This window comes from Azospirillum lipoferum 4B, assembly GCF_000283655.1.
GTDB classification, from domain to species: Bacteria; Pseudomonadota; Alphaproteobacteria; order Azospirillales; family Azospirillaceae; genus Azospirillum; species Azospirillum lipoferum_C.
Genome location: NC_016622.1, coordinates 938,508 through 951,105, shown reverse-complemented (window position 1 = coordinate 951,105; position 12,598 = coordinate 938,508). Strand labels below are relative to the sequence as shown.

General features: G+C 66.6%; 10 protein-coding genes. 4 read left to right on the top strand and 6 right to left on the bottom strand.

Annotated features, from left to right (window positions below; genetic code table 11):
• Positions 1 to 21: 21 nt before the first annotated feature.
• The 6 genes from AZOLI_RS04375 to AZOLI_RS04350 form a co-directional block, all read right to left on the bottom strand.
• A complete protein-coding gene (locus tag AZOLI_RS04375) occupies positions 22 to 2,142 on the bottom strand; it encodes a type VI secretion system Vgr family protein (protein WP_014247374.1) in 2,121 nt (706 codons plus the stop codon).
• A gap of 145 nt (positions 2,143 to 2,287) precedes the next feature.
• Positions 2,288 to 2,764: an Hcp family type VI secretion system effector gene (locus AZOLI_RS04370; protein WP_014247373.1), complete on the bottom strand. Its 477-nt coding sequence runs from the start codon at positions 2,762 to 2,764 to the stop codon at positions 2,288 to 2,290.
• Positions 2,765 to 2,916: 152 nt separating this feature from the next.
• Positions 2,917 to 5,607, bottom strand: coding sequence for a type VI secretion system ATPase TssH (gene tssH, locus AZOLI_RS04365; RefSeq protein WP_014247372.1), 2,691 nt, complete (start codon positions 5,605 to 5,607; stop codon positions 2,917 to 2,919).
• Between the two features lie 189 nt (positions 5,608 to 5,796).
• Positions 5,797 to 6,864, bottom strand: coding sequence for a methyltransferase domain-containing protein (locus AZOLI_RS04360; RefSeq protein WP_014247371.1), 1,068 nt, complete (start codon positions 6,862 to 6,864; stop codon positions 5,797 to 5,799).
• Positions 6,865 to 6,868: 4 nt separating this feature from the next.
• A complete protein-coding gene (locus AZOLI_RS04355) occupies positions 6,869 to 7,252 on the bottom strand; it encodes a PAAR domain-containing protein (protein ID WP_014247370.1) in 384 nt (127 codons plus the stop codon).
• 17 nt (positions 7,253 to 7,269) lie between these two features.
• The gene (locus AZOLI_RS04350) at positions 7,270 to 7,569 is read right to left on the bottom strand and encodes a hypothetical protein (protein ID WP_162487977.1); all 300 of its coding nucleotides are present in this window, start codon (positions 7,567 to 7,569) and stop codon (positions 7,270 to 7,272) included.
• A gap of 277 nt (positions 7,570 to 7,846) precedes the next feature.
• Between AZOLI_RS04350 and tssA the strand changes: the two genes are divergently transcribed.
• Genes tssA through tssC (AZOLI_RS04330) form a run of 4 tightly spaced genes read left to right on the top strand, consistent with a single transcriptional unit; the run spans position 7,847 to position 12,596 of the window.
• Positions 7,847 to 8,989, top strand: a complete 1,143-nt coding sequence (gene tssA, locus AZOLI_RS04345) for a type VI secretion system protein TssA (protein ID WP_014247368.1) — start codon at positions 7,847 to 7,849, stop codon at positions 8,987 to 8,989.
• A gap of 44 nt (positions 8,990 to 9,033) precedes the next feature.
• Positions 9,034 to 9,540: a type VI secretion system contractile sheath small subunit gene (tssB, locus tag AZOLI_RS04340; RefSeq protein ID WP_014247367.1), complete on the top strand. Its 507-nt coding sequence runs from the start codon at positions 9,034 to 9,036 to the stop codon at positions 9,538 to 9,540.
• Between the two features lie 4 nt (positions 9,541 to 9,544).
• The gene (gene tssC / locus AZOLI_RS04335) at positions 9,545 to 11,038 is read left to right on the top strand and encodes a type VI secretion system contractile sheath large subunit (protein WP_014247366.1); all 1,494 of its coding nucleotides are present in this window, start codon (positions 9,545 to 9,547) and stop codon (positions 11,036 to 11,038) included.
• Positions 11,039 to 11,045: 7 nt separating this feature from the next.
• Complete coding sequence (tssC, locus tag AZOLI_RS04330; protein ID WP_014247365.1) at positions 11,046 to 12,596, top strand: type VI secretion system contractile sheath large subunit; 1,551 nt, start codon at positions 11,046 to 11,048, stop codon at positions 12,594 to 12,596.
• The last annotated feature ends 2 nt before the right edge of the window (positions 12,597 to 12,598 follow it).

Sequence of the window (12,598 nt, the reverse complement as noted above, 5' to 3'; positions counted from 1 at the left end):
CCCCACTGTGGACGGCGTTCGTCAATTGATGGTTACTACGCCGCCCTTGACCTGGACCATCGCATCACCGTTCACCTGGGTCATCGCACCCTTGATCTGCACCTGGCTGTCGCCGGTGACCTTGACCATCAGGCCTTTGACGGTGATGCCGGTCTGGTCGATCTTGACGCTGTTGCCGCCGACCTTCAGCTCGATGGAGGTCGTCGCCTCCATGGTGATCTTGCCGGTGCTGGCCTTCACCGACACGTCGCCCAGCCCGAGCTTCAGCGCGTAGTCGCCCTGCTTCACGTCGATCGCCATGTTGCCCTGGCCGACGGTGAGGCTGTCGTTGCCCTGCCCGACGTCCACCGTCCGGTTGCCCTGGCTGACCGTGTGGGTATCGTTGCCCTTGCTGACGGTGACGGTGCGGTTGCCTTCGCCGACGGTCAGGGTCCGGTTGCCCTTCGTCACGTCATGGGTGTCGTTGCCTTCCGACACAGTGACGCTGCGGTTGCCCTTGGCGATGGTGACCGTTTCGTTGCCTTCCGACACCGTTTCGGTGCGGTCGTTCTTGATGGTGATGGTCTGGTCGTGGTCGACCTGCAGCGTGTCGTCGTTCTCCACCACCCGCTTGAAGTCCTTCTGGGCGTGGAAATAGATCTCTTCCGCGTCCTTCTTGTCCTCGAAGCGCAGTTCGTTGAAGGTCGCGGTGTCGCCGCCCTTGCTGGAACGGGTCTTGATGCCGCTCTGCGTCTTGTTGTCGGGCAGCGTGTAGGGCGGCATGTTCTCGGCGTTGTAGACGCAGCCGACGATCAGCGGCCGGTCGGGGTCGCCGCCGATATAGTCGACCAGCACCTCCATGCCGACGCGCGGGGTGAAGATGGTGCCCCAGTTCTTGCCGGCCATGGTCTGGGCCACGCGCAGCCAGACAAAGCTCTTCTCGTCGTCGGTGCCCTTGCGGTCCCAATGGAACTGCACCCGGACGCGGCCGTACTTGTCGCAATAGATCTCCTCGCCGCTGGGACCGACGACGGTCGCGGTGTCGGGACCATGGGTGCGAGGGCGCGGCACCGGCGGCGGACGGAACACCGTGGCCTCCGGGATCGCGGCGAAGCGGCAGGAGAATTGCGGGGGCATGCCACCATTGCCGAGATGGGTCTCGTCCTGGGCGCTCAGTGCCAGATCGGTGATGACATAGCCCTTGCCGACCTCCGCCGTCACCGCATGGCCAGCCATGGAGATCTTGCCGCCGGCGGACAGGCCGCGGTAGGTCGCCGTACCCTCCACCCGCTCATAGCCGGTCTCCGTCTCCTCCATGCGCAGGCGGGACAGGGTGGTGCCGTCGGCCTTCACCATATGGCCGCCGGGATAGTCGAACATCTCGTGCGACTTGAAGGCGGAAACACCGAGGACCGTGGTGGTGCTGGCGGCGAGGTCGGTGCTGGGCGTCTCGAAATTATAGTCCTGCAGCGTCCATTTGCCGGACACGTAGGACTGGGAATGCGACCAGCCGTCGATGACGAGCGTGTTGCCCTGCGACGCGGCGGCGTGGATGACGTTCTTGTCCAGGCAGTCGGTGTAGCCCGACGCGCTGTCGCTCAGCACCAGCGTGTGCTTGCCGGCCTCGTGCTGGAAATAGAAATAGATGCCCTCGTCCTGCAGCAGGCGGGCGATGAAGTCGAAATGGGTTTCGCGGTACTGCACACAGACAGGGCGGGCGTTGTGGGTGCCGGACAGCCCCTGCTTCTTCACCTCGGTCACGCCGCAGTCGGACAGCATGGTGTCGACGATCTGCACGACGCTCTTGTCCTGGAACACCTGGCAGTCGGAGCGCAGGGTCGCCAGCCACAGGGACGGCACGATCTCCGCCGTATAGCGGCGGTAGCCGCGCAGAGCCAGCGGCCCGGCGGAAAAACTCTTCACGATGCCGTTGATAATGCGGGGGCTGCCACCCTGGCGCGCGACGGACAGCGTCAGCGACTTTCCAAGGATGTCGGCCGGCGCGACGGTCATCCGCGGCGAGATCATGGTGATGGTGTAGCGGAACAGGCGCGACAGCCCTTCCTCTCCCTCGACGGCAACCGGGATCAGCACGTCCGCGCCGAGCGGCGAGGTCAGCGACAGAAGCCGGCCGGTCTGCGAGATGGTGGGCGCATCCGACATGCGGGCTTGGTCCTATGTGTTGGGAAGATAATGATCTGGAGAGGCTTTGCCCCCACCCCTACCCTCCCCCGCTTCGCAGGGGAGGGAGAGATCCCCTCCCCCGCCCAGCGGGGGAGGGTTAGGGTGGGGGCAAGTGGAGCCGAACTTAGGCGCTCTTGGTCGTCGACAGGTCGTAGGAGACCGAGATCGGCGTGCCGGCCTTGTTCTTGTCGTCGTACGGAATGAACTTGTACTCCATCTTGGTGAAGCTGATGGAGATCGATTCCGACGGACGGTCACCGCCCGACGACATCGAGTAGGCCGAGACCAGGGCGTTGGTCAGGGTGTACTCGGCATAGGTGTTGCCCGGGCTGCCGGTGGTGACGAGATGGATCTGCACCTTCTTGCCGATGGCGCCGGTGCAGGATTCGACGAAGAACTTCGGCGAGGAGCTGTCCATCTGCTTGGTGATGGTCACTTCCGACACCGACGGCTCCGACGCTTCGCGGTTGGCGGTCGAACCCGACGGGGTGCTGATGGCACGGCCGACGCCCCACTGCAGCGAACTGACGTCCAGCCACTTCTTGTGGGTCTCGTGCGTGGCCTCGCCGTCGATGCCGTCGTACTTAACATAGATCGCCATGGTTGTCTCCTCGCTCTCTGGAAGTCGGTCTTAACGGGGGAAGCTTGATCTGTGCTGTATGGTTACGAAAGAATTGAGGCGGGTGCTGTGACGGGCATCACGACCCGTCTGGCTTCTGCGCCCCCGCCCCGGTCCTCCCGCTCCCTGGGGCCTCAGGCGATGTCGTAGACGAAGCGGTCTTCGCCATCGACCGAGACGTGGATGCGGGTGATCGGCTCGCCGTCGCCCATGCGGGCGAGGATGCGGGACGAGATCTCCGGCAGAAGCGTGCGGCTCAGGATCGTCTCGATGTTGCGGGCGCCGCTCGACACCTCCTGGCACCGGTTGACGATGCTCTGGACCAGATCGTCGGAGTAGGAGAAGGCGGCCTTGTAGTTCTGCACCACCCGCTTGGCGATGCGGTTCAACTGCAGGACAACGATCTTCGCCAGATTCTCGTCCGACAACTGGAAGTAGGGGATGACCGTGCAGCGGCCGAGGAAGGCCGGCTTGAAGCTCTTCTGCAGTTCGGGATGCAGGGCCTCCAGCAGGCCATCGGCGTCGGGCGCCGTCTCCGGGTCGGCGCACAGCTTGTGGATCAGGTCCGTGCCGGCATTCGACGTCATGATGATGACGGTGTTCTTGAAGTCGATGTCACGGCCTTCGCCGTCCTTGATCGTGCCCTTGTCGAACACCTGGAAGAAGATGTCCTGCACGCCGGGATGGGCCTTCTCCAGCTCGTCCAGCAGGACGACGCTGTAGGGCCGGCGGCGCACCGCCTCGGTCAGGACGCCGCCCTCGCCGAAGCCGACATAGCCGGGAGGAGATCCGAGCAGCAGGGAGACCTTATGCTCCTCCTTGTACTCGGTCATGTTGATGGTGGTGACGTTCTGCTCACCGCCATAGATCAGGTCGGCGAGCGTCAGCGCCGTCTCGGTCTTGCCGACGCCCGACGTGCCGACCATCAGGAAGACGCCGATCGGCTTGCGCGGGTCGGTCAGCTTGGCCCGGCTGGTCCACATCGCCTGGGCGATGGCGTCCAGCGCGTGGTCCTGGCCGATGATCCGCTCCTTCATGCGGTCGGCGAGCGACAGGATGGTCTTGATCTCGTTGGAGACCATGCGGCCGACCGGAACGCCGGTCCAGTTGGCGACCACTTCGGCCACCGCCTGCCCGTCCACCGCGACCTTGACCAGCGGATCCTCGCCCTGCAGAGCGGTCAGCTCGGCGGTCAGCGCCGACAGCTTGGCGTTCAGCGCATCCGCGTCGAGCGGCTCGGCGGCAGGAGCCCCCTCCGCAGCCGGGGCCTTGGACTGCTCATGCGCGGCGACCAGCTGGTCGCGCGTCTCGTTGATCGCCTTGACCAGCTCCAGTTCCTTGGTCCAGCGCGCCTCCAGCGCCTCAAGGTCGGCCTGGGTGGCGGCGATCTTGTCCTTCAGCGCGGCGAGCAGTTCGGCATGGTCGATGCCGATGGCCTCCTCGCGCTCCAGGATCGCGACCTCGGTCTCGGTCAGCTGGATGGTGCGGCGGCGATCCTCGATGGCCGGCGGCGTCGCGGTCTGGCTCATCGCCACGCGGGCGCAGGCGGTGTCCAGCAGGCTGACCGCCTTGTCGGGAAGCTGGCGCGCCGGGATGTAGCGGCTGGACAGGCGGACCGATTCGATCAACCCCTCCGTCACGATGCGGACCTTGTGGTGCTTCTCCAGCGTGGCGGTCAGGCCGCGCATCATGTCGACGGCGACCGGCTCCGCCGGCTCCTCCACCTTCACCACCTGGAAGCGGCGGGTCAGCGCCGGGTCCTTCTCGAAATACTTCTTGTATTCGGCCCAGGTGGTGGCGGCGACGGTGCGCATCTCGCCGCGCGCCAGCGCCGGCTTCAGCAGGTTGGCGGCGTCGTTCTGGCCGGCCTGCCCGCCAGCGCCGATCAGGGTGTGCGCCTCGTCGATGAACATGACGATGGGCTGGCTGGAGCCCTTCACCTCGTCGATCACGCCCTTCAGCCGGTTCTCGAACTCGCCCTTCATGCCGGCGCCGGCCTGCAGCAGGCCGAGGTCGAGCGACAGCAGGCGGACGTTGCGCAGGTCCGGCGGCACGTCGCCGGCGGCGATGCGCAGCGCGAAGCCTTCGACCACCGCCGTCTTGCCGACACCGGCTTCGCCGGTCAGGATCGGGTTGTTCTGGCGGCGGCGGGTCAGCACGTCGATGATCTGGCGGATCTCGGCGTCGCGGCCCAGCACCGGATCGATCTTGCCGTTCTTGGCGCGGTCGGTCAGGTCGATGGTGTACTGGTCGAGGTTGGGGGTCGCCCCGCCGGCCTTCGGCGCGCCGCCCGCGGCGACCCCGCCGGCTGCTCCGCCCGCCGCGGCGACCGGTGCGCTGGTGCGCGCCTCCGCCGTATCGGCGACGATCTTGGGAAGGTCACGCCGCAGCACGTCCGCGGTGATCTTCGCGAACTGGCCGGACATGTCGCGCGCCTGGGCCGACAGCGATTCGTCGGACAGCAGAGCCGCCAGCAGATGGCCGGAGCGCACCGCCCCCTCGCCATATTGCAGCGAGGCCAGCACCCACGCCTCGCGCATCAGCTGCACCAGATTGGGCGACAGGGCCGGCGCCCGGCTGTTGCCGGTCTTCAGCTTGTCCAGCACCCGCGTCAGGTCGGCGGACAGGCGGCCGGCATCGATCTCGTAGACGCGCAGAATGGCGGAGATGTCGCCGTCGGCGGCGCCGATCAGCTGGAGAAGCCAGTGCTCGATCTCGCAATTGTAATGCGTGCGCGACAGGGTCTGTCCGGCCGCAGCCTCCAACGCCCGCCGGCACAGAGGATTCAGCCGCGAAATCATGCTCTGCAGATCGACCGCCACCATGGCTCCACCCCCTTCGTGTGACTTGCGTGACTTCAACCCATGCGGGCAGAGCGCCTGCGGCGTCCGCGCCAACTCAACCGGCCGGCCGGTTCGTCCTGTGGCTGTGCCGCGGACTCTGACCAAGCCATTTTGAAAAATCCACTGCTATGCTTCGCGATTAGACTGAAACTTCTTCGTTTCATTCCCGATTCATGCCCGTAACATCACCAAATGCGTTCTATATTGCATGAAGGCGCGATCATGCATCCGTACCGTCCAGGGAACATCGACCGGCTCTCCCAATGGATGCAGACGCTCGACCGATTGCGGGTGAGCGCCCGGCGTCAGCAGCCGCGCCAGCACGGCCTCGCAGCGGCCGGCATCGTCGCCGCGCTGCGAATGGCCGCCCAGCCAGGCCTCGACCGGCGTCGCCTGTGTCGACCAGTCGAAGGGCGTCGCCAGCAGCGCGCCGCCGCCGTCCGCCACCATGCCGTCGATGGCGCGCAGCAGGGCGGGCGGCGAGGCGACGCAGTCCAGGACGTTCATCGCCGCGACCAGCGCGAAGGATTGCGGGGCGAAGGGCGGGAACAGCGCGTCGCCGATCCAGAAATCCACCCGCTCCGCCGCGGCGAACCGCGCCTCGATCCGCTGCCGGTCATAGGCGATCCCCGACCGGCGCAGCGGAAAGACCGCCTCTCCCCGCGCCATCACCCGCCGCGCCAGCGTCAGCAGCGGCCAGTGCAGATCGAGGCCGAGCACCAGATCGTCTCCGCGCGCCGCCAGCTCGAAACTGGTCCGCCCGGCGCCGCAGCCGAGATCCAGCACCGGCCCCGCCGGCAGCGGACCCAGCCGGTCCAGCCCGGCGGCGAGGCAGCGGACGACCGACCCGGCCTGCCCGTCCGGCGTGGCGGGATCGAGGTCGCCGTAATGATCCCAGCCATAGCTGGACAGATGCTGCCGGGTGGCGTTGAACGCGCTGTCCGGCCCGAACCCGTCGCCGAGCACCCCTTCCATCGCCGCCGGGATGTCGGCGCGCGCGGTCAGCAGATGCCCGTTCGCCGCCATCCAGCCGCGCAGGTCCGGCACCAGGATCGGAGCGCCGTCGACGATGGGATATTCCATCGCGCAGGCCCCGTCGCCGCAGACCAGCGTTCCCCAATGAACCTCGCCGGTGTCCGCCGCCTCCACGATGCCGAGTGCCAGCGGCACCGCCACGCCGCGGGTGGCGAGGCAGCGCGGGCAGACCGGGCGCAGACGTTCGAAATGGGAAAGGCGCATGCGGTCAGCCGCCGATGATGACGGTCGGACAGCCGGGCGGCATCACCTTGCCCACCGGGGCGGGGATCGGCGCGACGCAGCTGACATGGGCGGTCATGTCGTTGATGCGCGCCGCCGGCAGGCTGTTGATCAGCACCGTCGCCGACCCCTGGGAGATCATGCCCGGCCCGGCCGGAATGCAGCCCGGCAGCATGCAGGGGGCGGAAATGTCGGTCAGCCGCGCGGCCGGCATTTTCCCAATCAGCACCGTCGGGCTGCCCAGCACGATTGCCAACGGCAGGCCGGGATGCGGCGCCGGCGCCGGCACCAGGGCCGGCGGGTGGATCGGTGCGTGGCAGTGCGGCGTGTCCTGCTTGATCAGGTCGCCGAGGCGGGCGGCGGGCGGCATCCGGTGTCTCCGGCCGGTCAGAACAACGACTCGCCCGATGCCACCGGGGCGCCGGGCAGGAAAGGCGCGGGATCGTACCCGGCCGGCGGCGGAACCGGGCGGCCGGCACGGAACAGCGTCCGCGCAACCACCGTCTCCCCGTCTTCCGCGAAGAAGAGGCAGGGCCCCTCCAGCATCCCGTCGGCGATGCCGACCCGTGCGAGCAGACGGCCGGCAGGATCGCGTTTATCAATCACGACGGGAGAAACAATTCCGGAACTTTCCGCCGAAGCGGCAGCAAAGCCGGAGGTTGCAGCTGGAATGGCGTCAGGAGTCATTGCAGATGGGATCCCGGGAAGGGTTCGTTCCGACGTCAGACGAACAGCATTCATCCGCAATTGCGTTTCGTCAAGCTCATAGGGGTAGCCCCGGCGCTTATTTGTTACGCAACTGCAATATTCTATTCGGCAGCCCTCGAAATGACGAATAGCCTTGTCGAAGCGTCGGAAGTAACGCTATCAATTTCCCGGCACGAACGCTTACCCCAATTCGGCGGGCTCCGCGCCCTGCGGCTCTGACCTTCTTCATACGAATGTGGAAAGGGTGCTTTCCTTCATGCCCACACCGCAGATTTTCGACATCGAAGAGCTTTTGCAGCCGATCGAAGGAGACTCCGAATGCGGAATCGACCTTCGCGAGAATGCCTCGGCCGACTACTACACCGTTAAGGATGCCCGCAGCGCCGCCCGCGCCGCCGAACGATCCATGGATGTGGAGGACGACGCCGGCGGCCTTCTGCCGGAATGGCGCACCATTCTGGAAGTCAGCCCGCGGATCCTGCGCACCCAGGCCAAGGACCTCGAAGTCACCGCCTGGTTCATCGAGGCGCTGCTGCGGGCGGAGGGCTATGCCGGCCTGCGCGACGGCTTCGCGCTGGCCCGCGGGCTGGTGGAGCGGTTCTGGGACAACCTCTACCCGGCCCCGGACGAGGACGGCATCGCCACCCGCGTCGGCCCGCTGACCGGCCTGAACGGCGAATCGGCCGACGGCACGCTGATCCAGCCGGTCCGCAAGGTGCCGCTGACCATGGGCGACATTCCCTATTCGCTCTGGCAGTACGAGCAGGCCATCGAACTGGCGAAGATCACCGACGAGGCGCGCCGTCAGGCGCGCATCGACAACGGCGCCGTGACCTGGGAACAGTTCGAGCAGAGCGTCCGCGAGACGCCGGCCTCCGAATTCAAGACGCTGCTGGAGGATATCCAGGGCGCCATCGACGAGTTCGAGGCGCTGGGCAAAATCCTCTACGACAAGGCCGGCTACGATGCGCCGCCGGCCGGCAATATCCGCAACGTCCTGACGGCGGCTCTCGACGCGGTGAACTACGCCGCGCGCGACCGGCTGGCGACGCTGGGCGGCGACGAGCCCGCCGCGGCGGAGGCCGCCTCCGCGTCCACCGATCCGGCCGCGACGACCGGCGGCGGGGCGGTCGCGGCTGCCGGCGCCAAGGTGCAGGCAAGCGGGGCTGTGACAACGCGCGAAGAAGCCTTCAAGGTCCTCTTGCAGGTCGCCGATTTCTTCCGCAAGACGGAACCCCATTCCCCCATCTCCTATACGCTGGAGGAGGTGGTCCGCCGCGGCCGCATGTCTTTGCAGGAACTCCTGCAGGAGCTCATCACGGACGAGGAGACGCGGCGGCAGTTCTTCATCGCGTCCGGCGCCAAGGCGCCGCCGCCGGCAGAGCAATCAGGGTATTGACGATCACCGCCTATCCTACGGCGTGAGCAGGGAGGTCCGATAACATGGCGAGTATCCACCAGAAGCTGGATCGCGTGCGCAAGCCCCGCGTCCACATCACCTACGACGTCGAGACCGAGGGTGCGACCGTCGTCAAGGAGCTGCCCTTCGTCGTCGGCGTGCTCGGCGACTTCTCGGGCGACCCGACGGAGCCGCTGAAGCCCCTGAAGGACCGCAAGTTCATCCAGATCGACCGCGACAACTTCAACGACGTCATGGCCCGCATGACGCCCGGCCTGAAGATGAAGGTGGAAAACACCCTGGCCGACGACGGCACCGAGATGGCTGTCGAGCTCGCCTTCAAGTCGATGGAGGATTTCGAGCCGGGCCGCGTCGTCCAGCAGGTCGAGCCGCTGCGCAAGCTGCTGGAGACCCGCAACCAGCTGCGCGACCTGCTGAGCAAGGCCGACCGCTCGGAAGAGCTGGAGGGCCTGCTGGAGCGCGTGCTGCAGAACACCGACGAGCTGAAGGCGCTGAGCGGCGAGCTCGGCACCGAGAAGAAGGAGGGTTGATCCGATGAGCGACGCTCAGACCCAGGGCGCAGGCGCCACCGGCGCCGTTGCCGAAGGTACCGGCCTCTCGATTCTCGACCAGGCCATCGCCGCCACCAAGCAGACCGAGCCGGACCGTGCGCAGGAGCTGCTGCGCACCCTGACCCAGGAAGCGCTGGCCGGCACGGTCACCTTCAACAAGAACCTGGGCCAGACGATCAACAAGGCGATCGCCGCGATCGACGCCAAGATCAGCAAGCAGCTCAACGCCATCATGCACCACGAGAAGTTCCAGAAGCTGGAAGGCTCGTGGCGCGGCCTGAACTATCTGGTCATGAATTCGGAAACGGGCTCCACGCTCAAGATCCGCGTCATGAACTGCCCGAAGAAGGACCTGTACAAGGACATCTCGAAGGCGGTCGAGTTCGACCAGAGCAACCTGTTCAAGAAGATCTACGAGAACGAGTTCGGCATCGCCGGCGGCGAACCCTACGGCGCCCTGATCGGCGACTACGAGTTCACCAACCACCCCGACGACATGGAGCTGCTGACTGGCGTCTCCAACGTCGCGGCGGCCGCCTTCGCTCCCTTCATCTCGGCCGCCAGCCCGAAGCTGTTCGGCTTCGAGGACATGACCGAGCTGTCGAAGCCGCGCGACCTGGAGAAGATCTTCGACAGCGTCGAATACGCCAAGTGGCGCAGCTTCCGTGAGAGCGACGACAGCCGCTTCGTCACGTTGACCATGCCGCGCGTGCTCGCCCGCATGCCTTACGGCGCCAACACCAAGCCGATCGAGGAGTTCGAGTACGAGGAAGCCCCGTACGAAGGCGGTATCGCCCGGCCGATGGCCCACAACGACTACTGCTGGATGAACGCCTCCTACGCGATGGGCCAGCGCCTGACCAACGCCTTCTCGCAGTATGGCTGGTGCACGGCCATCCGCGGCGCCGAGGGCGGCGGCAAGGTGGAGAACCTGCCCTTCCACACCTTCACCTCGGACGACGGCGACAGCGACGCCAAGTGCCCGACCGAGATCGGCATCACCGACCGCCGCGAGGCCGAGCTGTCGAAGCTGGGCTTCCTGCCGCTCTGCCACTACAAGAACCAGGACTACGCCGTCTTCTTCGGCGCCCAGACCACGCAGAAGCCCAAGAAGTACGACCGGCCGGAGGCGACCGCGAACGCCGCGATCTCCGCCCGCCTGCCCTACATCATGGCGACCTCGCGTTTCGCCCACTACTTGAAGATCATGGCGCGCGACAAGATCGGCTCCTTCATGGAGGCGAGCGACTGCGAGGCGTGGCTGAACCGCTGGATCCTGAACTACGTCAACGGCAACGAAGCCGCGGGCCAGGAGATGAAGGCGAAGTACCCGCTGGCCGAAGCCAAGGTGCAGGTGAAGGAGATCCCGGGCAAGCCCGGCTCCTACAACGCCGTCGCCTGGATGCGCCCGTGGCTGCAGATGGAGGAACTGACCACCTCCATGCGCATGGTCGCCCGCATCCCGCAGGCCGGCTGATAACCGCATGACCGGCCAGGCTGCCGAATTCCACGCCGACGACGCGGAGGCGACGGTCCTTGAACGGCCGTTGCGTCTGCGGGCGGTCGACATGGCGCTCGGCCGCGACGATGCCGGCCCGCTCGACGCCTTCCTGGCGGCCAATGGCCCCGGGGAGGCGCTGCGGCTGTGGTTCGGCATCACGCTGCCCGTTCATGACAGCCTGGACAAGCTGCGCGCCGCGCTCGACCGCGACATCGCGGCCATCGACGCGCTGCTGTCCGAACAGGTCAACGCCATCCTGCACCACAAGCGCTTCCAGTCGCTGGAAGGCTCGTGGCGCGGGGTGCGCACGCTGGTGAAGCAGGCGCAGAACGCCGAGACGGTGGTGCTGCGCCTGCTCAACCTGACCTGGCCCGAACTGTGCCGCGACCAGGAACGCGCTATCGAGTTCGACCAGAGCCAGCTGTTCAACAAGGTCTACAGCGACGAATTCGGCATGCCCGGCGGTCGCCCCTTCGGCGTGCTGCTGTGCGATTATGCCGTCCAGCACCGCCCGACCAGGGAGCGGCCGACCGACGACGTCTCCGGCCTCAAGGGGCTGGCGCAGGTCGCCGCCGCCGCCTTCGCGCCGGCCATCGTCGGCGCGGCGCCCGAGCTGTTCGGGCTGGAGACCTTCCACGAGCTCGGCCTGCCGCTGGATCTCAAATCGGTGCTGCGGCAAGCGGAGTACCAGCGCTGGCAACGCTTCCAGGAGACCGAGGATTCGCGGTTCGTCGGCGTGGCCCTGCCGCGCGTGCTGATGCGCGAACCCTATGGCGACGATCCGCAGGCCCGTCACGGCTTCCGCTTCCGCGAGGAATCGGTGGGCGGAGAGGGAGGCATGCGGCTGGAGGACCATTGCTGGGGCAATGCCGTCTATGCCTTCGGCACCGTGCTGATCCGCTCCTTCCTGCAGCATGGCTGGTTCGCCGACATCCGCGGCGCCCAGCGCAACGTGGTGGGCGGCGGGCTGGTGACCGAGCTGGTGGTGCCGGATTTCGCCACCGACAGCGTGAAGGTCGCGCAGAAATTCTCGATAGAGGTCTCGATCTCCGACCAGTTGGAGCGCGATCTCGACGATCTCGGCTTCATTCCGGTCAGCCGCTGCAAGGACACGCCCTATCTGGTCTTCTACGGCAACCAGTCGGTCCAGCGGGTCGGCCAGCTCACCACCGCCACGGCGACGGCCAACGCCCGGCTGTCGGCGATGCTGCGATACATGTTCTGCGTGGCACGCTTCGCCCATTTCCTGAAGGTGATGGTACGCGACCGCGTCGGCTCCTTCGTCACGCCGGAGGAATGCGAGCGCGACCTGCAGAGCTGGCTGCACGGCTATTGCCTGGGCAACGACGACGCCAGCCTGGACCAGAAGGCCCGCTATCCCTTGCGCGAGGGCAGCATCCAGGTCCGCGCCATTCCGGGCAAGCCCGGCAATTATCAATGCGTCATCCATCTTCGGCCGCACTTCCAGCTGGATCAGGTCTTCTCGACCTTCAAGCTGGTGACCGAGCTGGCCCAAACCGGCGGAGCGGCCTGACC

Coding starts and splice junctions, on each gene's coding strand:
- AZOLI_RS04375 (WP_014247374.1), bottom strand. CDS start 2,142: ATGTCGGATGCGCCCACCATCTCGCAGACCGGCCGGCTTCTGTCGCTG.
- AZOLI_RS04370 (WP_014247373.1), bottom strand. CDS start 2,764: ATGGCGATCTATGTTAAGTACGACGGCATCGACGGCGAGGCCACGCAC.
- tssH (WP_014247372.1), bottom strand. CDS start 5,607: ATGGTGGCGGTCGATCTGCAGAGCATGATTTCGCGGCTGAATCCTCTG.
- AZOLI_RS04360 (WP_014247371.1), bottom strand. CDS start 6,864: ATGCGCCTTTCCCATTTCGAACGTCTGCGCCCGGTCTGCCCGCGCTGC.
- AZOLI_RS04355 (WP_014247370.1), bottom strand. CDS start 7,252: ATGCCGCCCGCCGCCCGCCTCGGCGACCTGATCAAGCAGGACACGCCG.
- AZOLI_RS04350 (WP_162487977.1), bottom strand. CDS start 7,569: ATGACTCCTGACGCCATTCCAGCTGCAACCTCCGGCTTTGCTGCCGCT.
- tssA (WP_014247368.1), top strand. CDS start 7,847: ATGCCCACACCGCAGATTTTCGACATCGAAGAGCTTTTGCAGCCGATC.
- tssB (WP_014247367.1), top strand. CDS start 9,034: ATGGCGAGTATCCACCAGAAGCTGGATCGCGTGCGCAAGCCCCGCGTC.
- tssC (WP_014247366.1), top strand. CDS start 9,545: ATGAGCGACGCTCAGACCCAGGGCGCAGGCGCCACCGGCGCCGTTGCC.
- tssC (WP_014247365.1), top strand. CDS start 11,046: ATGACCGGCCAGGCTGCCGAATTCCACGCCGACGACGCGGAGGCGACG.